The following is a 24,325-nucleotide window of genomic DNA, read 5'->3' on the forward strand; positions in this document are numbered from 1 at the left end:
TGGTTGGCCCCGCGCAGGGGGGCGGATTCTATCATACTCTTGGGCGGCGTGCTCTCGCTTTTCCGACCGTGTTATTGTGGTGTCAGGGTCAGGCGTAAATCGTCACCGACCTGGCGGACATCACTGAAACGGAAGGCAGGTGCGTCAGCCAGCTGGCTTAGTCCCGGCAGCTTACACAGCCCGCGTCCTTCATGACCTAACAGCTTAGGCGCCAGATAAACAATCAGTTCATCGACCAGTCCGGCCTGCAACAGGGCACCGGCCAGCGTGGCGCCCGCTTCAACCCAGACGCTGTTAATCTGTCGCTGTCCCAGCAGCATCATCATCGCCACCAGGTCCAGCTGCTGTTCGCGCAGCGGAACAGCGATTTGCGTCACGTCAGCGGGCCAGCTCTGCTGATCGGGCTGATGACGCATCAGCCAGGTTTCGCCTGGCTGCTCAATGAGCCGATGCAGCGGCGTCACGCGATTCTGGCTGTCGATAACCACCCGCACCGGCTGACGCAGTTGCTGCTCATTGAGCAGTGCCTGGCTCTCTGCATTGAGTTCAGACCAGCGTACCGTCAGGGAAGGATCGTCCGCCAGCACCGTGGCGCTGCTGCTGAGAATGGCGGCGCTCTGCGCACGCAGGCGCTGCACATCACGACGGGCCGCCGGCGAGGTTATCCACTGACTTTCGCCGCTGGCCATTGCCGTTCTGCCATCCAGAGAGGCACCCAGCTTGAGCTGGATCCAGGGGAAGCCAGTGCGCATGCGTTTGAGGAAACCGCGATTCAGCGCCTCCGCTTCGGGCATCATCAGACCGTGGCTGACCTCGATGCCCGCCTGATGCAGACGGTGCAGTCCGCGCCCCGCCACCTGCGGATTCGGATCCTGCATGGCGGCCACGACACGGGTAACGCCAGCGGCGATCAGCGCATCACAGCAGGGTGGCGTACGGCCATGATGGCTGCAGGGCTCCAGCGTGACATAGGCGGTTGCGCCACGCGCTTTCTCGCACGCCATGCGCAGGGCGTGGACTTCAGCATGCGGTTCACCGGCGCGCTGATGCCAGCCCTCACCGACCACCTCGCCATCGCGCACAATCACGCAGCCCACATTGGGGTTCGGCATCGTCGTAAAGCGGCCGCGTCGCGCCAGTTCCAGCGCACGCGCCATGTAAAGTTCATCCATGGTTTAATCCTGTAACCGGGCGATCTCTTCGCCAAAATCACGAATGTCTTCAAAGCTGCGGTAAACCGAGGCAAAGCGGATGTAGGCGACTTTATCGAGCTTCTTCAGCTCATCCATCACCAGATTGCCAATCAGCTTACTGGGAATCTCACGTTCACCGGTGGCACGCAGCTGGGTTTTAATATGGTTTACGGCGCTTTCAACCGCATCGGCGCTGACCGGACGCTTCTCAAGCGCTTTCATCATCCCGCTGGCCATTTTGTCTTCATTAAAGGGTTCGCGCACGTCATTGCTTTTCACCACGCGTGGCATCACCAGTTCCGCCACCTCGAAGGTGGTAAAACGCTCATGACACATCAGACACTGGCGGCGGCGGCGCACCGAAGAGCCTTCACTAACCAGACGAGAATCAATCACTTTGGTGTCCACAGCGGAGCAGAATGGGCAATGCATGACGTTTCCTGACGCGAGAGAGATGGGCCAGACAGTGTAACGCGAACTGCGAATCAACAAAATCTCTTCCGTGCCTTTCCTGTGCCACCACGCACAGCATAAATGATGTTAAATATCAGCGACGGCAAAAGGGTCTACGCTTATAGAGCCGAAAGACGGCGTATATCCACTAACACACTGGAGGTTGTATGGGTCTGTTTAATTTTGTGAAAGAAGCCGGTGAAAAATTATGGGATGCCGTGAATGGCGGCGATGACCAGAATAAAAAGCTGCAGGATCACATCAACAAGCTCGGGTTACCCGACAGCGACAAAGTGGATGTGAAGGTCAACGGCGATACCGTGACCGTGACGGGCGATGGCCTTTCCCAGGAGCTGAAAGAGAAGATTCTGATCGCAGCCGGTAACGTTGCAGGCATCACCAAAGTGGAAGATAAGGTGACCGTGACAGACAGCGCGGCCGAGTCAGAACTTTACACCGTGAAAAAAGGCGACACGCTGAGCGCAATTTCCAAACAGGTTTATGGAAATGCCAACGAATACAACAAGATTTTCGAAGCGAATAAGCCAATGCTCTCTCATCCTGATAAGATCTATCCTGGCCAGGTTTTACGTATTCCAAAATAACGGACAAGGATAACTTATGAGCAGGATGGTTTGGGTTCCGGTGGCGCTCTCTCTGGTGATGCTGAGCGGTTGCAGCAGTAGCGCCAGCAACCCGCAGGTCAGAGAGTTGCATCAGGAAGTGAGTCAGCTTAATCAGCAGATGCAGCACCTGACCACGCAGGCCAGCGCGCTGGAGATTCAGGGGCAGCTAAACAGCCATTCGCAGCAAGGCGCGTGGCTGATCCCGCAGGCGAACACGCCGGTGGCGCTGCAAACCCAGCTCGGCACGCTGCGACTGACGCTCTCGCCTGTCACCGCTGAAGCCAGCGGCTCGCGGGCAACCCTGACGGTTCGCTCAATGGACGATCGCCCTTTGCCCGCCCTGCACGCTACGGTGAACTGGGGCGAACTCGATCCGGCAACCGGTAAACCACTGAGTAACGGCAGTCTGAGTCAGACAATAGCGGTCCCTGCCTCGCTGTTGCCCCAGCATTCGGTGAGCATACCGCTGCAACTCAGCGGCCTCACGCCGGATCAATCAGGTTATGTCCGCGTGCATAACGTCACCGGCGACGCACCTGCCCAGACCTCCCCTGCTGCACCCTGATCACAGGTGCAAAAAAAAAACGGGCAGCCACATGGCTGCCCGTTTTTATTTCTCTGCGGCGATTAAGGCAGGATAGAAGGCTGATCGGCGCCCTCTTTCTCGACTTTCTGCACCAGCATATGTTCACGCTTCATGCCCAGCTTCAGCGCCAGCGCCGAAGAGACATAAATCGATGAAATCGTACCAATCGTCACACCAATCAGCATGGTCAGTGAGAAGCCTTTTAGCAGCGCACCACCAAACACGAAGAGGATGAGGATCATCGCCAGCGTGGTCAGCGAGGTAATCAGCGTACGGCTTAACGTCTGGGTCAGTGACACGTTAGTAATATCGTAAGAGCTGCCGCGACGGATCTTGCGGAAGTTTTCACGAATACGGTCCGACACCACGATTTTATCGTTAAGCGAGTAGCCAATCACCGACATCAGTGAGGCAACAATCGTCAGGTCGATTTCAATGCGGAACAGCGCCAGCAGGCCGCAGGTGATGATCACGTCATGCGCCAGCGCCAGCACGGTACCCAGCGCCAGACGCCACTCAAAGCGAAAACCGATGTAGATCAGAATCGCAATCAGCGCGGACAACAGCGCCATCGCACCCGCCTGCGCCAGGTCGCTGCCCACACTCGGACCCACGAACTCAATGCGCTTAACGGTAGCATTCTGCTGGGTGGTCTGGTTAATCACCGACACCACTTTATTGCCTAACTCGGTGCCCGCCGGGCCGGTAACCGGTGCCATACGCACCATGACGTCACGGCTGCTGCCAAAGTTCTGCACCAGCGGCTCGTCAAAGCCCGCTTTCACCAGATCACCACGCAGGACTTCAAGATCGGCCGGTTTTTCCAGCGCGATCTCAATCACCGTACCACCGGTGAAATCGAGGCCCCAGTTAAAACCACGCACACCCACGATAGCAATCGCGGCGAGAATCAGCAGTCCCGAAATGATGAAGGCCAGCTTATCCCAGCGCATAAAGTCGACGACTTTACGCCCGTGGTTCAACTGCTCAATGTTATATTCCTGTGCCACAACGCACTCCTCAGATAGACAGCTTGTTGATGCGTTTGCCACCGTAAACCAGGTTAACAATGGCACGGGTACCGACAATCGCGGTGAACATTGAGGTTGCGATACCAATTGCGGTGGTAATAGCAAAGCCTTTGATCGAACCGGTGCCGACTGCATAAAGAATGATAACTTTGATCAGGGTGGTCACGTTCGCATCGACAATACTGGAGAAGGCGCCTTTATAGCCCTCATGAATTGCCTGCTGAACCGAGCGCCCGTTACGCAGCTCTTCTTTAATACGTTCGTTAATCAGCACGTTGGCATCCACCGCCACCGCCAGCGTTAACACGATACCGGCAATACCCGGCATGGTCAGGGTCGCACCCGGCAACAGCGACATAATGCCGACAATCAGCACCAGGTTAACCAGCAGCGCGCTGGTCGCAATCAGACCAAACTTCTTGTAGAACACCACCATAAACAGGATCGACGCAAGCAGACCCCACAGGCAGGCTTCCAGACCCTGAGTAATATTCTGCTGACCCATCGTCGGCCCGATAGTACGCTCTTCCACAATCTGGATGGGCGCAATCAACGCACCGGCACGTAGCAGCAGCGAGAGCTGACGCGCTTCGTTCGGGTTATTGATACCGGTGATACGGAAGCTGTTCCCCAGACGAGACTGGATATTAGCGACGTTAATCACCTCTTCCTGTTTCACCAGAATTGAACGGCCGTTGGCATCTTTCTTACCGCTGTCTTTGTACTCCACAAACAGGGTCGCCATCGGCTTGCCGATGTTGTCCTTGGTGAAGTTCGACATGATGTTACCGCCTGCGCCATCCAGTGAAATGTTCACCTGTGGCTGATTGTACTCATCCATGCTGGAAGTCGAGTCGGTGATATGGTCACCGGTCAGGATCACCCGCTTGTAGAGCACCACCGGCTGGCCATCACGCATGTCTTTAACTTCAGAGTCACCCGGTACACGACCACTGGCCGCTACGGTTGGATCCACGCTGGTGTTTACCAGACGGAATTCCAGCGTCGCCGTTGCACCCAGAATCTCTTTAGCGCGTGCCGTATCCTGAATACCCGGCAACTCAACTACGATGCGATCGGAACCCTGACGCTGTACCAGCGGTTCAGCCACGCCCAGCTGGTTCACACGGTTACGCAGAATAGTAATGTTCTGCTGAACCGCATATTCACGCGCTTCGCTGAGACGAGCATCGCTCATGGTGGCACGCAGGGCATCGCTGCCGCTGCTGTTGATCACCAGATCCTGATGACGCGAGGTCAGCCAGGAGATCGCCGCATCGCGGCTGGCTGCGTCACGGAAACGAATTTCCACGCCGTAGTTCGCGATTTTGTTGACGGTGGTGTAAGGGATACTTTTGGTGCGCAGGTCGCTACGCAGCGAGTCAGCATTCTGCTCCTGCAGTTTGCCGAGTGCGGTGTCCATGTCCACTTCCATCAGGAAGTGCACACCACCACGCAGATCGAGACCGAGTTTCATCGGTTCTGCTGACAGCATACTCAGCCAGCGAGGCGTGGCTGGCGCGAGGTTCAGCGCAACAACGTAGTCTTCACCCAACGCTTTCATGATCGCTTCACGGGCGCGTAACTGCACATCCGTATTATTGAAGCGCGCGGTAATCGCACCATTTTCCAGCGCAACAGATTTGCTCTGGATATTGTCTTGTTTTAATGCGGACTGAATTTGATCCAACGTCTGCTCACTGGCGGCGCTTCCGCGCGCACCAGTGATTTGAACGGCCGGATCCTCACCATACAGGTTGGGAAGCGCATAGAGCAGGCCGACGAGAATCACGACGACCAGCATCACGTACTTCCACAAAGGATAACGATTTAACACGGCAGTTCCCTTAGGGAAGAAAGAATTACAGCGCCTTGATAGTGCCTTTAGGCAGCACGGCGGCGACGAAATCACGTTTAATGACGACTTCATTGGTGTCATTCAGCGCGATAGCTACGTAGCCCGTGTCAGAGACTTTTGTTACGCGGCCTACAAGGCCACCGCTGGTCAGCACTTCATCACCCTTAGAGATAGAATCCATCAGCTTCTTGTGCTCTTTCGCACGTTTCTGCTGCGGACGCAGGATCATGAAATAGAAAATCAGACCAAACACCACCAGCATGATCACCAGAGAATACGGACTTCCCTGAGACGGTGCGCCTGCTGCGGCCACGGCGTCAGAAATGAAAAAGCTCATTAAATTTCCCTCATTGATGAATTATCAGACGTTAAAGGCGGAACTTCTTTGCCCGTCCGTTGGTAGAACTCGTTTACAAAGCGCTCTAATTTACCCTCTTCGATGGCCTGGCGTAAACCTGCCATCAGGCGCTGGTAATAGCGCAAATTGTGGATAGTGTTCAGACGCGCGCCCAGTATTTCGTTACAACGGTCGAGATGATACAAGTAGGCACGACTATAATTGCGACAGGTGTAACAATCACACTCCGCATCCAGTGGCGCAGTGTCATCTTTGTATCTGGCGTTGCGGATTTTCACCACACCCTCAGTCACAAACAGATGACCATTTCGGGCATTACGGGTCGGCATCACGCAGTCAAACATATCGACGCCGCGACGGACGCCCTCAACCAGATCTTCTGGCTTGCCGACACCCATCAGATAACGCGGTTTATCCTGCGGAAGCTGCGGACAGACGTGCTCAAGAATACGGTGCATGTCCTGCTTAGGCTCACCCACCGCCAGGCCGCCCACAGCGTACCCATCAAAGCCAATCTCTACCAGACCTTTCACCGAGACATCTCGTAAATCTTCGTAAACCGAGCCCTGAATAATGCCAAATAGCGCATTTTTATTGCCCAGGCTGTCAAAACGGTCACGACTGCGTTGCGCCCAGCGCAGCGACATCTCCATCGAGCGTTTGGCGTAGTCCCAGTCCGCCGGATAGGGCGTACATTCATCGAAAATCATCACGATGTCAGAACCGAGGTCATACTGAATCTCCATCGATTTTTCCGGATCGAGGAAGATCGGGTCGCCGTTGATCGGGTTACGGAAATGCACGCCCGCTTCGGTGATTTTACGGATGTCGCCCAGGCTGAAGACCTGGAAGCCGCCGGAGTCGGTCAGGATCGGCCCTTTCCACTGCATAAAGTCATGCAGATCGCCATGCAGTTTCATGATCTCCTGACCCGGACGCAGCCAGAGGTGGAAGGTATTGCCCAGAATGATCTGCGCGCCGGTCTCCTGCACTTCTTCCGGCGTCATGCCTTTAACGGTGCCATAGGTGCCAACAGGCATAAACGCAGGGGTTTCCACCACACCGCGATCAAAAATCAGACGGCCACGGCGTGCGCGCCCGTCTGTGGTATCAAGTTCAAATTTCACAAAGCCTCCATCGGAGAAACAGTCCGATGCAGATAACCTTCAGTCGCTCTCAGTCGATTCCGGCTATCGGTTAATAAATCAGTCGCCCACTTTTTCCAGCGGCGCCTGCGGATTTTTGCTGATAAACATCGCGTCGCCATAACTGAAGAAACGATATTGCTCAGCCACGGCTGCGCGGTACGCGGCCATGGTGTGCTGATAACCGGCAAACGCCGAGACCAGCATAATCAGAGTCGATTCGGGCAGATGGAAGTTGGTGATCAGCGCATCGATCACCTGATACTCATAGCCCGGATAGATAAAAATCTGGGTATCGTCGAAGAACGGCGCAATCAGGGCATCCTGACTCGCTTTGGCGGCGCTCTCCAGCGAACGGACAGAGGTGGTGCCGACAGCGACCACCTTATTGCCGCGTGCTTTACAGGCCAGCACCGCATCAACAACCTCCTGCGGCACTTCGGCATATTCAGCATGCATGTGATGCTCTTCGATGTTGTCGACGCGCACTGGCTGGAAGGTTCCCGCACCGACATGCAGCGTCACAAACGCCATCTCAATGCCCTTCTCTTTCAGCGCCTGCAGCAGCGGTTCATCAAAATGCAGACCGGCGGTCGGTGCCGCAACGGCACCCGGCCGGGCACTGTAAACCGTCTGATAGAGCTCGCGATCCGCCTCTTCATCCGGACGGTCGATATAAGGTGGCAGAGGCATATGGCCGACGCTGTTGAGGATGTCGAGCACCGCGCGCTCATCATCAAACACAATCTCAAACAGCGCATCGTGACGCGCCACCATCGTCGCTTTGACGCTCTCGTCTTCGCCCAGCAGCAGTTCTGCTCCCGGCTTCGGCGCTTTCGAGGCGCGCACATGGGCCAGCACACGCTTGTCGTCGAGCATCCGCTCCACCAGCATCTCGATTTTGCCGCCACTGGCTTTGCGGCCAAAGACGCGCGCCGGAATCACACGGGTGTTGTTGAACACCAGCAGATCGCCCGGATTCAGCTTATCCAGCACGTCGGTGAACACACCGTGCGACAGCGTCCCGCTGGGGCCATCGAGCGACAGCAGACGACAGCCGCTGCGCTGCGCCTGGGGATAGTGAGCAATCAGGGATTCGGGCAGTTCAAAAGCAAAATCGGCGACACGCATGAAAGAGTTCTTTCTCAGGCAAAAACAGGCGGCACAGTTTAGCGGAAAATCGACCAATTCTGAACAACTGGCTGCGCAAAGGCAGTTCAGCCTATAATGCGGCATGAACTTTCTTGCTCATCTCCATCTGGCTAAGCTGGCCGACAGCTCCTTACTCGGCAATTTAATGGCCGATTTTGTGCGTGGCAACCCGCACCAGCACTGGACTGCGCCCGTCGCGGACGGCATTCTGATGCACCGTCGTCTCGATGTGATGACCGATGCGCTGCCGGAAGTGCGCAGCGCCCGTCAGCTATTCCGTGCCGAAACCTATCGCGTGGCACCCATTACGCTGGACGTCATCTGGGACCATTTTCTGGCCCGGCACTGGCAGCACTTCACGCCCGGCCAGACGCTGGTGCACTTTTCTGCCGCCGCCGAGCGCGAGATCATGCCGCAACTGGCAGACACCCCCATCGAGTTTCAGGAACTCAACGCGGTGATGTGGCGCGAGCGCTGGTTTGAGCATTATGCCCAGCCCGCGCGGCTGGAGCGGGTGCTGCACGGCATGGCCAGCCGCCGTCCACGCCTGGCAGCCCTGCGCGACTCCTATCACGATTTCACGCAACACTATGATCAGCTGGAAGCGCTGTTTTTTGTTTTTTATCCGCGTTTAATGGCGCTGGCGACCAGCAGAACCCTGTAAAACCCGATCCTCTGCTGCCGGGCTGGCGGACGCCAGCTTTCGCCCGCCGGGAAAGCGCCTCACCCGACCCCGCACCATCTTGCCATTGCTGCCTATCTGCGGCTTAATGAAGCCTTTCTTAACAATAGTTAAGTAAATATCACAGCCAGACCGCCTGTTCAGGCGTGCCTTCCGTTCGTTTTGACCAAAAGACATAAGAGGAAAAGATGTCATCCGCTTCGCATTCTGAAATTGACGCGCGTTACCGTTACGCCTGCGACATCGCCCGTGCGGCGGCCAGCCGGGCTTATTCGTGGTATCAGCAGCGTCAGACACTGGTGGTGGAACACAAAAGGGATTTGCAGGACGTGGTCAGCGAGGCTGATCGTAACGTTGAGGCATTGATTAAGACATTAATCGCTGAGCGCTTTCCTGACGATGCTGTCTATGGCGAAGAGAGCGGCGGTGAGGTTCAGGGCGCACCCTTTATCTGGGTGGTCGATCCCATCGACGGCACCGCCTGCTTCGTCAACGGCCTGCCTAACTGGTGCGTCTCGCTGGCGGTGGTCTGTGACGGCGAACCGGTAATCGGCGTGGTCTGCGATCCCAATCATCAGGAGCTGTTTCACGCACGAGCAGGTCAGGGTGCGTGGGTTAATGAGAGCCGTCTCCAGGTTCATGGCGCGACGCATCTCAACGAGGGTTTGCTCGGCATCAGCAACTCCAGTCGCACCCCAGCCGAAAGCGTCTCGCGCCTGATTAGCGGCTTAACTGAACAGGGTGGCATGTTTATTCGCATCGGTTCTGGCGCGCTGACCAGCGCCTGGGCGGCCGCCGGGCGACTGATTGGCTACTATGAAGCGCATATGCATCCCTGGGATAGTCTGCCGGGCATCGTCCTGATGCGCGAAGCGGGCGGCGTTACTAATGATTATCTGCGCAACGAAGGACTCAAAAACGGCAACCCGGTGTTGCTGGCCAATGCGACTCTTTATCCAAAAATCAAAGCGCTGACCGGTAATCGCGCGCTGGAGGAGTAAATGACGCTGCCCGGCCTGTACCGCTGCGCGCTGATCCTCAGTTTTCTCTGGCTGTTAAGTCCAGCGTCACAGGCGGCGGATTACCAGCTGGAGAAGGTGGTCGAACTGAGCCGTCACGGTGTCCGTCCGCCCACCCCCGGCAATCGTAAAGAGATTGAAGCCGCCAGCCAGCAACCCTGGACGCAGTGGACCACCGCCGATGGTGAGCTGACCGGTCATGGCTACAGCGCGGTGGTCAATAAAGGACGCTGGCAAGGCGAGCACTATCGCCAGCTCGGCCTGCTGGGCGCGGGCTGTCCTGATGCGGCACAGGTCTACGTGCGCGCCAGTCCGCTGCAGCGCACCCGTGCCACGGCCACAGCGCTGACTGACGGGGCCTTTCCCGGCTGCGGCGTGCCGGTGCATCACGTAGCGGGCGAAGTCGATCCCCTGTTTCAGAGTGAAAAGCTGACGATCACCCAGAGCGATCCTGCTCAGGAGCTGGCGGCTAAGCAGCAGAAAGCGGGCGATCTGGCGCGGCTGCAACAGCAGTTGCAACCCGCCATTCAGCAGCTGAAAGCCGCCGTCTGCCCGCCCGCGACTGACTGCCCCCTCTTTGATGCGCCCTGGTCGTTCCGGCAAACCCGTAACGGCAACACATACGTTTACGGGCTGAGTGTGATGGCAAGCATGGTGGAGACGCTGCGACTGGGCTACAGCGAAAACCTGCCGTTGGACCAGCTCGCCTGGGGACACATCACCTCGGCCGCGCAGATCACCACGCTGCTGCCGCTGCTGACCGCAAACTACGATCTCAGCAACGACGTGCTCTATCAGGCACAGCGCCGTGGCTCAATATTGCTCAACGCCCTGCTGGAGGCGATCGCTTCCGATAGCGCGCCGGGCCGCTGGCTGATTCTGGTGGCACATGACACTAATATTGCGATGGTGCGCACCCTGATGGGCTTTAGCTGGCAGTTGCCTGGCTATTCGCGCGGCAACATTCCACCGGGCAGTAGTCTGGTGCTGGAGCGCTGGCGCGACACCCACAGCGGCGAACGTTTTTTGCGGCTCTATTTCCAGGCGCAGAGTCTGGATGGGATTCGTCAGTTACAACCGATTGATGATAAACATCCGTTATTACGTCAGGAGTGGCATCAGCCCGACTGCAGAATCACCGATGTCGGCGTGCTCTGCCCTTATCAATCCACGCTGATTCAGTTGCGGAAAAAGCTGGATGACAGCGCTGTGCTGCCGGTTTCGGTTATATTGCCCTGAGTCTGTGGCTAATCAAATTCAGGCCGCAGCATCAACGCGGCCTGAATAATGTTAACCGCTGTTAATTAACGCCATTCCGACCTTTTCTTATTTAAATCGCCTGACTATCAGCGCCACTCGTTTTGTTTTACGATAGACCCGTCAATCATCCCTTTATTAGCTATTTTCCTGTAATTCTTGAGTATTTCGGCGACTGGTTTCGCCGTTTTTTATTTCTTACACGCCCCGCTACTGCTGCCCGCCAGCGCCTGTGTGACTGCACGCTCACTTCTCTGAATCTCCCTTATCGCTTTCTGCCCGGTTATCACTATCCGCCACATTCACTGCCAATTAAAATACGCATTCATGGATATAAACCGGGACATAAACTTATTTCGCAGGCAGGCGTTTTGCTCCTGATAACAGGATTCCATATTGTGCATTGGGTCACATAAATAATCAGATGAGCAGGAATATAAAAGCGCGGGAAATAGCGCGTTCTGCTCCCCCACGAATGAGAGAGCAGAACAGGAGATTAGCGGGGTTTATGAACCAGCTTATAGCCCAGCAGCAGCACCACTATCCACACCATACCGACATAGAGGGAAATGCGGGTATCGGGGAAATAACCAATCAGACCGATAATAAAGCAGAGGAAGGCTACGCCGACACCAGCAGTCCAGCTGCCGCCTGGCAGCGCAAACTGCAGCTTACTGGCGGCCTCTTTACCAATTTTGCGACGGAACGCGATCTGCGACAGCAGAATCATGATCCAGACCCACACCGTTGCAAAGGTCGCCAGCGAGGCGATCACCAGGAAGACTTTTTCCGGCATCAGGTAGTTGAGATAAACCGCAATCAGCATGGCGAACATCATCACCACCACCGTCACCCACGGAATCCCGCGCGAAGAGACCTTCATAAAGACCTTCGGCGCATGTCCCTGCTGCGCCATCCCGTGCAGCATGCGGCCCACGCCAAACACATCGCTGTTAATCGCCGAGAGTGACGCGGTCAGCACCACGAAATTGAGGATAGAGGCGGCTGCCGCAATGCCCAGATGCTGGAAGGTCAGCACAAACGGGCTGCCCGAGGTGCCTACCTGATTCCACGGGTAGATCGACATAATCACAAACAGCGTGCCGACGTAGAACACCAGAATGCGCCACGGCACCGAGTTGATGGCGCGCGGAATCGACTTCTCCGGATCTTTCGCTTCACCGGCGGTAATACCGATGATTTCGATACCGCCATAGGCAAACATCACCATCTGCAGCGACAGCAGCATACCGACTACGCCGTGCGCAAAGAAGCCGCCGTTAGTCCAGAGATTGTGGATGCCGGTCGGCTGGCCGCCGTTGCCGAGCCCCCAGATGATCATGCCGAAACCTGCCAGAATCATCACGATAATGGTGGCGACTTTGAAGAAGGAGAACCAGAACTCCACTTCGCCGAACACCTTCACGCTCATCAGATTGACGGCACCGATGATCAGCACCACGCTCAGCACCCAAATCCAGTGCGGCACCTCAGGGAACCAGACGCCCATATAGATGCCGAACGCGGTGACATCCGCAATCGCCACGATCAGGATTTCAAAACAGTACGTCCAGCCGGTGATGTAGCCTGCCATCGGCCCAAGATAGTCCTGCGCGTAACGTGAGAAGGAGCTGGCCTGAGGATTGTTAACGGACATCTCACCCAGTGCGCGCATGATGATGTAAGCCACTGCCCCGCCGATGATATAGGCGAGCAGCACGCTCGGTCCGGCCATTTTTATCGCGTCAGCGGAACCGTAGAATAGCCCGGTGCCAATCGCCGATCCCAGCGCCATAAAGCGGATGTGGCGCGTGCTCAGTCCGCGTTTGAGCTTGTTGGTTTCTTGCATAACAACCTGTACCTGTGAAATGAAAAAACCACGGGCAGGCCCGTGGTTAAAGAAAAATCAGTGCTCTCTGCTACGAGTGAACGGTCACCTGTTCCGGCCCTTTCACCCGATCAATAACAGCGGCAATCAGCAGCATCACCAGCGACGGCGGCAACCAGGCGAGACCCTGATCGGCCAGCGGCAGATGCTGACTGAAAGCGGGCAGCAAATCTTTAAACCCGGTGGTTTTAATCGCATCAACAATACCAAACAGCAGGCTAATCAGCATGGCTGGCGCGATAATCCGGCTGCTCTTATTCCACCAGTTGAGGGTGAAACTCAGCACCACCAGCACGATACAGGGCGGATAAATCGCCGTCAGTACCGGGATGGAGATCTGAATCAGGTGGCTCAGGCCGAGATTCGACACCACCATGGAGAACAGACCCAGAATAAACACCAGCGTTTTATACGATAACGGCAGGTATTGCGCAAAAAATTCCGCACAGGCACAGGTCAGGCCTACGGCGGTCACCATACAGGCGACGAAGATCAGCGCGGCAAGGAAGAAGCTGCCCATGTTGCCAAAGGTGTGCTGAACATACGCGTGCAGAATCGCTGCGCCGTTAGCGTTTTGATCCACCAGCGCACCGCTGCCCGCGCCCAGCTTAAACAGGCAGAGGTAGACCAGCGTCAGGCCCAGACCGGCGATTAACCCTGCCAGCACGGTATAACGGGTCAGCAGCGCGGCATTATCGACGCCACGCGAACGGGCGGCGTTGACAATTACGATACCAAATACCAGCGCGCCCAGCGTATCCATGGTCAGATAGCCATTGACGAAACCGCTGGAGAAGGCCGCACGCTGATAATCAGCGGTAGCCGGAACCGTGCCGCCAGCAGGCCACACCAGGGCAGCAACGCCCAGCACGGTCAGCGCAATAATTTTTAATGGCGCAAGGAAGTGCCCTACCGTGTCGAGTAGCTTGCCGGGATAGAGCGATACGCCAATCACCAGCGTGAAGTAAATCAGGCTATAGATAAACAGCGGCAGCGCGCCATCACCGGTCAGCGGGGCAATACCCATCTCAAACGAGACCGTGGCCGTACGCGGTGTGGCAAACAGCGGCCCGACAGCCAGATAGCAAACGGTGGCCAGCACGATGCCAGCGACCTTGCCAATCGGGGTGCTGAGTGCATCCACGCCGCCGCCGACGCGGGCCAGCGCGATCACGGTCATCACGGGCAGACCGACTGCGGTAATCAGAAAACCAATCGCGGCAGTCCAGACGTGTTCGCCAGACTGAATACCGACCATGGGCGGGAAAATGATGTTGCCCGCGCCAACAAACAGGGCGAATGTCATAAAGCCCAGCGCGAGAATGTCCTTCGAAGTTAAACGATGTGTCATACGGCCTGTCACTGATGTTGCGGTGGAAGTTGGGTTAGTGTTGTCCCCTCGCTGCGTGTAAACCGCGACCAGGCTGACAATGTCAGCGCATTATGCTCGTCGCAGGGTAAAGCACAGGTGATTTGAGCTGCTTTTATTCTGTTCACAGAGGGATGGATCGACAACGGCGCTAAGTAAAACGTTTATAGCGGTGAAAGGCAATACGGGATCGGAAAACCAGAAGGTTATGCCGCCATTTTTTCAAAAGGCAGTGGATAGCGTTAATTTTTGCAGCAGGCACACAAGATGATGTGCCTAAATAATAGACAGAGCGCGAGAAATCCCCGCATAAACGGGCCTGAAGATACACAAAAGGCGCGTTTTACGCGCCTGTCTGCACAACGTTACAGCACTACCAGACCTGATTCGCGATATCGACCACTAAGCGAATCTTCTGCCACTGCTGCGCCTCGGTCAGGCTGTTGCCCTCTTCGGTTGAGGCAAAACCACACTGCGGACTGAGGCAGATCTGATCCAGACTGACATACTGCGCCGCCTCTTCCAGCCGGGTTTTCACCTGCGCCGGATCTTCCAGTTCACCCACTTTCGTGGTGATGAGGCCCAGCACCACCTGCTGATGACCTGGCTTAATGTAACGCAGTGGTTCAAAACCGCCGGAACGGGCGTTGTCATACTCCAGGAAGAAGGCATCCACGTTGACGCTGCCGAACAGGATTTCTGCGACCGGCCCATAGCCGCCTTCAGAGATCCAGGTTGAACGGAAGTTGCCGCGACAGACATGCAGACCCACGGTCAGATCGGCAGGTTTACCTTCCAGCGCTTTATTCAACACCTGAGCATAAGTCTGTGCCAGCTGGTCAGGATCGTCGCCACGCGCCCGGATATCGCGCTTCTGATCTTCAGAACAGAGGTAAGCCCAGACGGTATCATCCAGTTGCAGATAGCGGCAGCCCGCGTCATAAAACGCCTGAATAGCTGCTTTGTAGGTCTGCGCCAGATCGTCGAAGTAGTCCGCCAGATCGGGATAAACTTCCGCGTCGATCACCTTACGGCCACCACGGAAGTGCAGCACGCTGGGGCTGGGAATGGTCATCTTCGGCACCGCATCACCGGCAATACTCTGCAGGAAGCGGAAATGCGCCAGCATCGGATGATCCGTCGGGAAACCGAGTTTGCTCACCACTTTCACGCCATGCGCTTTGGTCTGCACGCCATTAAACTGAATGCCCTGCTCCGCCTCATAGCGCTCTACGCCATTCAGGCCATAGAAGAAGTCGAAGTGCCACCAGCCGCGACGAAATTCGCCATCAGTGACCACTTTCAGGCCATTTTCCCGCTGTTTCGCCACCACATCGCGAATCGCATCATCTTCAACCTGACGCAGGGCCGCCGCATCAATCTCTCCGGCTGCAAACTGTTCGCGCGCCTGCTTAATGGCGGCGGGACGCAGAAAGCTGCCAACGGTATCGGCACGGAACGGGGCGGTTTCTCTTTGCATGATCACTCCTGTCTCTCCTGCCATTAATGACGGCAGGAAATAGTTGCATCCTGATATAAATAGCCATCTGGATGGCTACATGTCTGAACACAGAGTGGCATGAGCGGCTTTCTTCTGCAACTGAAGAAAATTCAGTGATGATGAAAAAAATTCACGTGTGGGAGATTAACGCAGCGCGGCGCGCGCCTGCGTCATCTGACTGTCAGAGAGCGGCAGATAGCCCGCTTCACTGACCCGCCGCTGTCCCTGCGCCGAAAGTACCTGCTGCAGAAACGCGGCCACCAGCGGCGGCAAAGGTTTGCCGGGCGCTTTATTCACGTAGAGATAGAGCGGGCGCGCCCAGGGATAACGGCCACTGCGGATGGCATCGGCATCCGGGGTAATCGCCTGCCCCTGATCATTCATCACCGCCAGCATTTTTACGCCGCTGAGATGAAAGCCAAAACTGGCGTAGCCGATGCTGCGTGAATTACCGGCCACCGCCTGCACCACTGCGGCCGAGCCGGGAAACTCCGCCACGTCGCTGCGAAAATCACCTTTACACAGCGCCTGCTGCTTGAAGAAACCCCATGTGCCGGAGGCGGAGTTACGTCCATAGCGCTGAATCGGCCGTTTGCTCCACTGCGCGCCGGTTAAGCCGAGATCGCCCCAGCGCAGCGGCACGCTGTGTGCGCCACACAGACGGGTAATCGAGAAGATGGCATCGAGCTGTCGCGGTTCAATCTGCTGTAGCGGATTGCGCTGATTCACCACTACCACCAGCGCATCCATAGCCACCGGAACCGCCAGCGGCGGATAGCCGTAGCGCGCCTCAAAGGCCTGGCGTTCATCTGCCTGCATCGGGCGGCTCATCGGACCGAGTTGTGCTGCACCCGCCGCCAGCGCGGTCGGCGCAGTAGAAGAGCCGGAGGCCTGAACCTGGACATTGACGCCCGGCGCCTGGCGACTGAAATCTTCGCCCCACAGCGTCATCAGATAACCCAGCGTATCGGATCCGACGCTGCTGAGATTGCCGGAGAGCGCGCCGGGCTGGGCCAGTGCCAGGCCCGGCAGCAGAGTAACGATCAACAAAAGAAGGATGCGCATCAGGGAGATCCGGCAGCGATTAATGAACGGCATTCTCCTGCATCACGCTGCTGACAATCAACCTCGCTGGCAGCGTAAAGGTAAAACAGGTCTCCTTGTGCGGCACGCTGGTGATATCGAGCCGGGCGTTATGGTGGCTCAGAGCATGTTTCACTATCGCCAGCCCCAGCCCGCTGCCGCCGGTCGCACGCGAACGCGCTTTATCGACCCGGTAGAAACGCTCGGTAAGACGCGGAATATGTTCTGAGGCGATGCCCGGCCCGTTATCGCACACCCGGAAGATAGCCCCCTGTTTGCCGCGCAGCCAGCTGATATCAATTCGCGTGCCATCCGGTGTGTGGTTTACCGCGTTGTAAACCAGATTGGAGATGGCGCTGCGCAGCTGTTCATCGTTGCCGAACACTTTCAGATGGGGATCGGTATGGAAATGGATGTCGTGACGGCCACCACTCAGCGTTGCCGCCTCATGCTGCAGCAGTTTCAGCATCACCGGCACATCGACCTTCTCTTTCAGATCGATTGCGGGCGCGGCTTCAATGCGCGATAGCGTCAGCAGCTGTTTGACCAGGCTGTCCATGCGGCGCGTCTGCTCCGACATGGTGTGCAGCGCTTTGCTGCGCGAAGGCTCGCTCATCACCGAGTCGTTCATCATCTCCAGATAGCCCTGCAGCACCGTGAGCGGTGTGCGCAATTCATGGCTGACGTTGGCAAAGAAGTTGCGGCGCGCCCCTTCCAGCTGATGCATCTGCGTGACATCACGCGCCACCAGCAGCCACTGCCCTTCGCTGTAGGGCATGACGCGGAACTCCATGTGAAGTTTGTTGTTCAGCACCAGCGTCAGCGGCTTGTCGAAATCGCGCTGGCGAAGATAGCGCGAGAACTCCGGATAACGGAGCAGATTGAGGATGTTCTGGCCATTATCTTCCGGCCAGCGCAGACCCAGGTGCTGCTGCGCCAGGCCGTTACACCAGAAAATGGTGCCCTCTTCGGTGGTCAGGATCACCGCATCCGGCAGCGACTCGGCACCGCTGCGGAAACGCTTAATCAGATTGCCCAGTTCACGCCGCCGCCGCCGGTTGCGGAGCTGCATCTGGTAAAGACCATAAAACAGCGGTTCCCAGCTGGCACGCCCGGCCGGTGGCGTCATGGTGCGGTCCAGCCACAGCCAGTGCGACAGCCGCATCAGATTGTGAAAATGCCACAACAGCACCGTCAGCACGCTCAGCAGCAGCCACCAGGGCAGACCGCCGAACAGCAGGCCCAGCAGCACTGCGGGCAGACAGACCAGCAGCAGTTCTGTCAGTAATCTCTTCCAGGAGAGGCGTTCCAGCACGGTAAAGGCTCCGTTTAGTAGCGGGCAGAGAAACGATACCCTGTTCCGCGAACGGTTTGTACCATGCGATCGTGGCCGGACACTTCCAGCGCTTTACGTAAACGACGGATGTGAACATCGACAGTACGATCTTCCACATACACATTGGTGCCCCAGACGTGGTTCAGCAACTGTTCGCGGCTGTAAACGCGTTCCGGGTGGGTCATAAAGAAGTGCAGCAGCTTATATTCGGTAGGGCCCATCTCCAGCGGCGTGGTTTCGGACATCACGCGATGTGAGGAGGGATCCAGACTCAGCCCCTGCATCTCAATCACCTCTTCCACGGCCATCGGCGAAATACGGCGCATCACCGCTTTGATTCTCGCCATCAGCTCTTTAGGTGAAAAGGGCTTGGTAATGTAATCATCGGCACCCACTTCCAGGCCGCGCACCCGATCCTCCTCTTCGCCGCGCGCGGTGAGCATCATCACCGGGATATCGCGTGTCATCGCCTCGCGTTTCAGATGTTTGATAAACTGAATACCGCTGCCACCGGGTAACATCCAGTCCAGCAAAATCAGATCGGGCCAGGGTTCAATCAGCTTGCCAACGGCGCTGTCATAATCTTCCGCCTCGATTGGCTGATAGTCGTTCTGCTCCAGAACAAAACACAACATTTCACGGATGGGGGCTTCATCCTCCACAACCAAAATGCGCTTAGCCATTATTACTCCTGCTGATTATGACGGATGTCACTGAGATTCGCGGCGCCATTATGCGTCAGATTTGTGACACTTTTATGAAAAACATAACCTGCCTGTAACCTCACTGGTAATCATTTATGACAGCGCAGCGACAATTTTTTGCTTTGGCCGCAGAGCCAGTATAATCGCCGGGCGAATCACAACGGCAGGGACTCATCATGCGCATCATTCATACTGCGGACTGGCATCTGGGGCAGTTCTTCTACAACAAAAGTCGGGCAGCCGAACATCAGGCATTTCTCGACTGGCTGTTGATCCAGATTGAACAGCATCAGGTGGATGCGTTGATCATCGCAGGCGATCTGTTTGATACCGGTACACCGCCCAGCTACGCCCGCGAAATGTTCAACCGCTTTGTGGTGGCGCTGCAGCCCAGCGGCTGTCAGCTGATTGTGCTGGCGGGCAACCACGATTCCGTTGCCACGCTGAATGAGTCGCGTGAGCTGCTCGCCTGTCTCAATACCCGGGTGATCGCCACCCCGCAGGAGAAGGATGATGTGCTGCTGCTCAACACCCGCCAGGGCGAGCCGGGCGCGCTGCTGTGTGCGATTCCCTATCTGCGGCCGCGCGATATCCTGCGCAGCCGGGCGGGTCAGTCGGGACGCGACAAGCAGACCTCGCTGCTGGAAGCGATCGCCCACCACTATCAGCAGCGTTTCACCGCCGCCCAGGCGCTGGGCCATGCACTGCCGATTATCGCCACCGGCCATCTCACCACCGTCGGCGTCAGCCAGAGCGATTCGGTGCGCGACATCTATATCGGCACGCTGGACGCCTTCCCGGCCAGCGCGTTTCCCGCGGCTGACTATATCGCACTGGGGCATATTCATCGCGCTCAGCGCGTCGCGGGCAGCGAGCATATCCGCTACAGCGGCTCGCCGATTCCGCTGAGTTTTGACGAGCTGGGCACAGAAAAAAGCGTCTTCCTGCTGGAACTCACCACCAGCGGCCTGCAATCGGTCACGCCGCTGGTGGTGCCACAGGCGCAGCCGATGCAGGTGCTGAAAGGATCGCTGGCGCAGATTGCAGAGCAGTTAAACGCCTTCAGCACGGCAGAGCAGGAGAAGCCGACCTGGCTCGACATCGAAGTCACCACCCAGGAGTACCTCAGCGACCTGCAGCGTCAGGTAGAAACCCTGACCGCCACGCTGCCGGTCGAAGTCCTGTTGCTCCGCCGCAGCCGTGAACAGCGGCAACAGAGCCTGGCGCGGCTCGACAACGAAACCCTGAGTGAACTGAAGGTGGAGGAGGTCTTTGCCCGCCGGCTGGCGCTGGATGAGGAGCTGCAACCGGCGCAAATCGCCGAGATGACCACCCTGTTCCGCCAGACGCTGGCCGCCATGGAAGAGACCCAATGAAGATCCTCACGCTACGGTTCAAAAACCTCAATGCCCTGCGCGGTGAATGGTTCATCGACTTCCGCGCCGAACCTTTCGCCAGCAACGGCCTGTTCGCCATTACCGGTGCCACCGGCGCCGGTAAAACCACCCTGCTGGACGCCATCTGCCTGGCGCTCTATCACCAGACACCGCGCCTGGGCGCGATTTCACAGAGCCAGAATGCGCTGATGACCCGCGACTGTGCCGAATGTCTGGCCGAGGTGGAGTTTGAGATCAAAGGAGAAGCCTGGCGCGCCTTCTGGAGCCAGAACCGCGCGCGCGGCACTGCCGACGGCAAACTTCAGGCACCGCGCGTTGAGCTGGCACGCTGCGCTGACAACACTATTGTTGCCGATAAAGTCGGTGACAAGCTGAAGCTGATCGAAACCCTCTCCGGGCTCGATTTCGAAAGGTTTACCCGCTCGATGATGCTGTCACAAGGCCAGTTCGCCGCCTTTCTCAATGCCAAAGCCAGTGAGCGCGCGGAACTGCTTGAGGAGCTGACCGGCACCGAAATTTACGGTCTGATTTCCGCCGCCATCTACGAGCGCCACAAAGAGGCAAAAACCCAGCTGGATCTGCTGCGCAGCCAGGCGGGAGCGATGGCGCTGCTGGATAGCGACGCACGCGCCGCGCTGCAACAGCAGCTCACCGATCTGACCGATGCGGAACAGCAGCTCAGCGCGCACTATCAGCAGGCGCAGCAACAGCAGCAGTGGCAACAGCAGGCGCAGCAGTTACAGCAGGAAGATGCGCAGGCTGACGTCGCGCTGCAGCAGGCCCAGGCTGCATCCCAGGCGGCAGAGGCCGATCGTCAGCGTCTTGCACGCAGCGAACCGGCTGAAAAGCTGCGGGTAAAACTGCAGCAGCGCGACGCGTTACGCACCGAACAGCAGCAGGTCGTGAGCCGCTGTCAGCAACTCACGTCGGCGCAGCAGCAGGCGCAGAGCCAACAGCAGCAGCATCAACAGCACTACGCGACGACCCAGAGTGCCCGCCAGCAGGCGCTGCAGGAACAGCAGCAGCAGGAAAGTCTGCTGACAGAACAGGTGCTGCCGCTGGATCAGCGGATCAGCGCACTGCAGCAGCAGCTTGCGGAGCAGCAGCAGGAAAATGCCCGACAGCAGCAGCATGCTGATCAGACACAGGCCAGCCTGGCAGAGCAGAAGCGCCAGGTTGAGACATGGCAGCAGGCGATTGCCGAACAGCATCAGTTACGCCAGCAGCTTGCCGATCTCGCCCAATGGGGCGCTTCGCTGCCGGTGTGGCAGGAGAACTTTGCCCTGCTGGCGCAGCGTGAAGCGACCCTGGCCGGACTGGCGCAACAGCGCGAGCAGCAGCAGCGACAGATCGCTGCCCAGCAGGCGGAACAGCAGCAGCAGGCAGAACAGGCGCTCCCGCGCCAGCAGGCGGAGCAACAGGCCCGCCAGGCGCTCTCGCAGGCGGAGCAAGTACTAACTTCGCTACAGGAACAGCATCCGCCTGCCGCACTGCGTCAGGCATTAAGCCAGTTGCAGAACAGCCGTCCGGCGCGTCAGCAACTGCTGCTGCTTTCAACCCAGTGGCAGCCGCTGCACCAGCAGCTGGGCCAGCGCCAGCAGCGGCTTATCGCGCTCGCAAAAGCGCATCAGCAGAGTGAAGCGGAACTCCAGGCCCTGCGCGAGACGTGGAAACGCGAAAAACAGCAGTTGGATGATGTCGAAAAAATCTGCGCGCTGGAGCAGCAGATTGTCGATCTCAGCGATTACCGCGCCCGGCTCGCCGCCGATCAGCCCTGTCCGCTGTGCGGCTCCTGCACGCATCCCGCCGTTGAGGCCTACAGCACGCTGGAAGTAAGTGCTAACCAGCAGCGCCGGGCTGCACTGCAACAACAAACCGAGGCATTGCGCGAAGCGGGCACGGCAAAAAGCGAACAGCTGAAACAGTCAGCCGTGCAACAGCAGACCCTGCGCGATGAGATCGCGGAGATGCAGCAACAGCTCGATCGGCTTGAGCAACAATGGCAGGCGCTGAGCAGTGAGCTGGCACTTACCTTCCCGCTCGCCGATCGGGATGCCTTAACCGCGTGGGAGCAGCAGCAAAGCGAACGTGAAAGCCAGCTTGAGCAACAGCGACAGGCGCAGGAAGCCGCCGAACAGGCGCGTCAGGCCGCAAAAGATTACTATCTTCAGCAGTCACAGGCCTGGCAGCAGCATTTGCAGGCAGAACAGCTGGCGCAGCAGTCGCTGTCCAGCCTGCAACAGGCGTTGGATGCGCTGCAACAGCGTCAGCAGCAGGAACAGCAGGCCATGGCGCAATTGCAGAGTCGTCTGGAGCAGCAGTTCAGTGCACACAACCTTGCCCTGCCCGACGCCGCCCATCGCGATGCATGGCTGACAGAACAGCAGCGGCGCTGGGAGCGCTGGCAGGAAAGTGAGCGGTTGCTCGCTAACCTGCAACCGCAGCTGTTAAAGGGGGAAACCCAGCTCACTGCCCTGCAACAGCAGGCAGAACTGGAGCAGCAGCAGCTCACCACTCGTCAGCAGCAGCAAAACCAGCGCCAGACGCAGCTCAGCGAGATGCGCCGTGCCCGTCAGGCGCTGTTTGGCGACCGCGAGGTCACCCACGCCCGTCAGCAGATACAGGCCCGCGTTCAGCAGGCTGATGAACAACTGGCACAGCAGCTCACGGCCCTGCAACAGGCGCAGGCCGAGGTCAGTCGCCTGCAGGGTGAGCTTTCGGGACTGGAAAATCAGCGGCAGACGCTCAATAGCAAACTGGCAGAGGCGGAAAGCGCGCTGCAGCAGGCACTCGAGAGCGCCGGATTTGCGGATGAAGCCAGCCTGCGCGCGGCGCTGCTGGATGAGCAGACCGCAGTGCAACTGCATCAGCAGTTGCAGCAGCTCGATCAGCAATGCCAGCAGCAGCAGGCGCGACTGGCGGATCTGCGTCAGCGGCTCAGTCTCCATCAGCAGACGAAACCCGCTGCGATGCCGGAATCCACCGAAGCGCTGGCGCAACAGCTGGAGCAGTTACGGCTGGCACTGCGCGACAACGCCAGCCAGCAGGGTCAGATTCAGCAGCAGCTACAGAGCGATGCCAGCCTTCGTGTGCGCCAGCAGAGCCTGATGACACAGATTGAACAGGATGGTGTGACGCTGGCGCAGTGGAGCCTGCTCAACGATCTGATTGGCTCCGCCAGCGGCGATAAATTCCGGCGCTTCGCCCAGGGCTTAACGCTGGATCACCTGGTGGCCCTGGCTAACCGTCAGCTCGATCGGCTGCATGGCCGCTATCTGCTGCAGCGACGGGCGCAGGATCTGCTGGAGCTGGATGTGGTCGATACCTGGCAGGCCGATGCGGCGCGCGATACCCGCACGCTGTCGGGTGGTGAGAGCTTCCTGGTGAGTCTGGCGCTGGCGCTGGCATTGTCGGATCTGGTCAGCCACAAAACGCGCATCGAATCGCTGTTTCTGGATGAGGGGTTCGGCACGCTGGATGCGCAGACGCTCGATACCGCGCTGGACGCACTCGATGCACTCAACGCCAGCGGCAAAACCATTGGGGTGATCAGCCACGTGGAAGCGATGAAAGAGCGCATTCCGGTTCAGATTAAAGTACGCAAGATGAATGGGCTGGGTTACAGCCAGCTGGAACTGCCGCAGGGATAACGGGCGCCAGAGCGGTAAATTCTGGTTCTGTCGACAG

Annotated in this window: 20 protein-coding genes; 7 read left to right on the forward strand and 13 right to left on the reverse strand. The window is 57.8% G+C overall.

Annotated features, from left to right (window positions below; translation table 11 throughout):
- Positions 1 to 71 precede the first annotated feature (71 nt).
- On the reverse strand, positions 72 to 1,172 hold the full coding sequence (gene ribD, locus OK412_RS13495; protein ID WP_264353244.1) for a bifunctional diaminohydroxyphosphoribosylaminopyrimidine deaminase/5-amino-6-(5-phosphoribosylamino)uracil reductase RibD: 1,101 nt from the start codon (positions 1,170 to 1,172) through the stop codon (positions 72 to 74).
- A 3-nt stretch (positions 1,173 to 1,175) separates the two neighbouring features.
- On the reverse strand, positions 1,176 to 1,625 hold the full coding sequence (gene nrdR, locus OK412_RS13500; RefSeq protein WP_009091750.1) for a transcriptional regulator NrdR: 450 nt from the start codon (positions 1,623 to 1,625) through the stop codon (positions 1,176 to 1,178).
- 188 nt (positions 1,626 to 1,813) lie between these two features.
- On the opposite strand from nrdR, the gene lysM reads away from it, so the two are divergent.
- Together lysM and OK412_RS13510 are read left to right on the forward strand one after the other, a co-directional pair.
- Positions 1,814 to 2,251 carry a peptidoglycan-binding protein LysM gene (gene lysM, locus OK412_RS13505; protein ID WP_010671197.1) on the forward strand — a complete coding sequence of 146 codons (438 nt, stop codon included), beginning with the start codon at positions 1,814 to 1,816 and terminating at the stop codon, positions 2,249 to 2,251.
- Positions 2,252 to 2,267: 16 nt separating this feature from the next.
- Positions 2,268 to 2,837 (forward strand): DUF3251 domain-containing protein, encoded by a 570-nt coding sequence (locus OK412_RS13510; RefSeq protein ID WP_022626125.1) that lies wholly within the window; start codon positions 2,268 to 2,270, stop codon positions 2,835 to 2,837.
- A gap of 62 nt (positions 2,838 to 2,899) precedes the next feature.
- Here OK412_RS13510 and secF read toward each other — a convergent pair whose 3' ends face one another.
- The 5 genes from secF to queA form a co-directional block, all read right to left on the reverse strand.
- A complete protein-coding gene (secF, locus tag OK412_RS13515; protein WP_010255357.1) occupies positions 2,900 to 3,868 on the reverse strand; it encodes a protein translocase subunit SecF in 969 nt (322 codons plus the stop codon).
- Between the two features lie 10 nt (positions 3,869 to 3,878).
- The gene (gene secD, locus OK412_RS13520; RefSeq protein WP_071997994.1) at positions 3,879 to 5,726 is read right to left on the reverse strand and encodes a protein translocase subunit SecD; all 1,848 of its coding nucleotides are present in this window, start codon (positions 5,724 to 5,726) and stop codon (positions 3,879 to 3,881) included.
- Positions 5,727 to 5,751: 25 nt separating this feature from the next.
- Positions 5,752 to 6,084, reverse strand: coding sequence for a preprotein translocase subunit YajC (gene yajC, locus OK412_RS13525; RefSeq protein ID WP_010255353.1), 333 nt, complete (start codon positions 6,082 to 6,084; stop codon positions 5,752 to 5,754).
- Entirely contained in the window at positions 6,084 to 7,232 is a 1,149-nt protein-coding gene (tgt, locus tag OK412_RS13530; RefSeq protein ID WP_010255351.1) for a tRNA guanosine(34) transglycosylase Tgt, read from the reverse strand. The genes yajC and tgt overlap by 1 nt, the downstream gene beginning before the upstream one ends.
- A gap of 78 nt (positions 7,233 to 7,310) precedes the next feature.
- On the reverse strand, positions 7,311 to 8,381 hold the full coding sequence (gene queA, locus OK412_RS13535) for a tRNA preQ1(34) S-adenosylmethionine ribosyltransferase-isomerase QueA (RefSeq protein WP_010255349.1): 1,071 nt from the start codon (positions 8,379 to 8,381) through the stop codon (positions 7,311 to 7,313).
- 103 nt (positions 8,382 to 8,484) lie between these two features.
- Here queA and OK412_RS13540 point away from each other — a divergent pair, with 103 nt between their 5' ends.
- The 3 genes from OK412_RS13540 to OK412_RS13550 all read left to right on the forward strand — a co-directional run bounded on the left by OK412_RS13540 (position 8,485) and on the right by OK412_RS13550 (position 11,342).
- A complete protein-coding gene (locus OK412_RS13540) occupies positions 8,485 to 9,066 on the forward strand; it encodes an ACP phosphodiesterase (protein ID WP_264353245.1) in 582 nt (193 codons plus the stop codon).
- Positions 9,067 to 9,272: 206 nt separating this feature from the next.
- Entirely contained in the window at positions 9,273 to 10,085 is an 813-nt protein-coding gene (locus OK412_RS13545; protein ID WP_022626128.1) for an inositol monophosphatase family protein, read from the forward strand.
- On the forward strand, positions 10,086 to 11,342 hold the full coding sequence (locus OK412_RS13550; protein ID WP_264353246.1) for a histidine-type phosphatase: 1,257 nt from the start codon (positions 10,086 to 10,088) through the stop codon (positions 11,340 to 11,342).
- A gap of 514 nt (positions 11,343 to 11,856) precedes the next feature.
- On the opposite strand, the gene proY is transcribed toward OK412_RS13550, so the two are convergent.
- From proY to phoB, 6 genes are all read right to left on the reverse strand, one after another.
- Entirely contained in the window at positions 11,857 to 13,209 is a 1,353-nt protein-coding gene (gene proY / locus OK412_RS13555; protein ID WP_264353247.1) for a proline-specific permease ProY, read from the reverse strand.
- A gap of 70 nt (positions 13,210 to 13,279) precedes the next feature.
- Complete coding sequence (gene brnQ, locus OK412_RS13560) at positions 13,280 to 14,599, reverse strand: branched-chain amino acid transporter carrier protein BrnQ (protein ID WP_154209617.1); 1,320 nt, start codon at positions 14,597 to 14,599, stop codon at positions 13,280 to 13,282.
- A 391-nt stretch (positions 14,600 to 14,990) separates the two neighbouring features.
- Positions 14,991 to 16,097 carry a cobalamin-independent methionine synthase II family protein gene (locus OK412_RS13565; protein ID WP_264353248.1) on the reverse strand — a complete coding sequence of 369 codons (1,107 nt, stop codon included), beginning with the start codon at positions 16,095 to 16,097 and terminating at the stop codon, positions 14,991 to 14,993.
- A 165-nt stretch (positions 16,098 to 16,262) separates the two neighbouring features.
- On the reverse strand, positions 16,263 to 17,183 hold the full coding sequence (locus OK412_RS13570; RefSeq protein WP_031293116.1) for a PstS family phosphate ABC transporter substrate-binding protein: 921 nt from the start codon (positions 17,181 to 17,183) through the stop codon (positions 16,263 to 16,265).
- 19 nt (positions 17,184 to 17,202) lie between these two features.
- Positions 17,203 to 18,516: a phosphate regulon sensor histidine kinase PhoR gene (phoR, locus tag OK412_RS13575; RefSeq protein ID WP_010255313.1), complete on the reverse strand. Its 1,314-nt coding sequence runs from the start codon at positions 18,514 to 18,516 to the stop codon at positions 17,203 to 17,205.
- Between the two features lie 14 nt (positions 18,517 to 18,530).
- Entirely contained in the window at positions 18,531 to 19,220 is a 690-nt protein-coding gene (gene phoB / locus OK412_RS13580) for a phosphate response regulator transcription factor PhoB (RefSeq protein ID WP_003852491.1), read from the reverse strand.
- Between the two features lie 197 nt (positions 19,221 to 19,417).
- On the opposite strand from phoB, the gene sbcD reads away from it, so the two are divergent.
- Both sbcD and OK412_RS13590 read left to right on the forward strand, forming a co-directional pair.
- Positions 19,418 to 20,617 (forward strand): exonuclease subunit SbcD, encoded by a 1,200-nt coding sequence (gene sbcD, locus OK412_RS13585; protein ID WP_033779671.1) that lies wholly within the window; start codon positions 19,418 to 19,420, stop codon positions 20,615 to 20,617.
- Positions 20,614 to 24,288 carry an AAA family ATPase gene (locus OK412_RS13590; RefSeq protein WP_264353249.1) on the forward strand — a complete coding sequence of 1,225 codons (3,675 nt, stop codon included), beginning with the start codon at positions 20,614 to 20,616 and terminating at the stop codon, positions 24,286 to 24,288. The genes sbcD and OK412_RS13590 overlap by 4 nt, the downstream gene beginning before the upstream one ends.
- Positions 24,289 to 24,325: the final 37 nt, after the last annotated feature.

Source organism: Pantoea sp. JV6, from assembly GCF_025910055.1.
Taxonomy (GTDB): domain Bacteria; phylum Pseudomonadota; class Gammaproteobacteria; order Enterobacterales; family Enterobacteriaceae; genus Pantoea; species Pantoea agglomerans.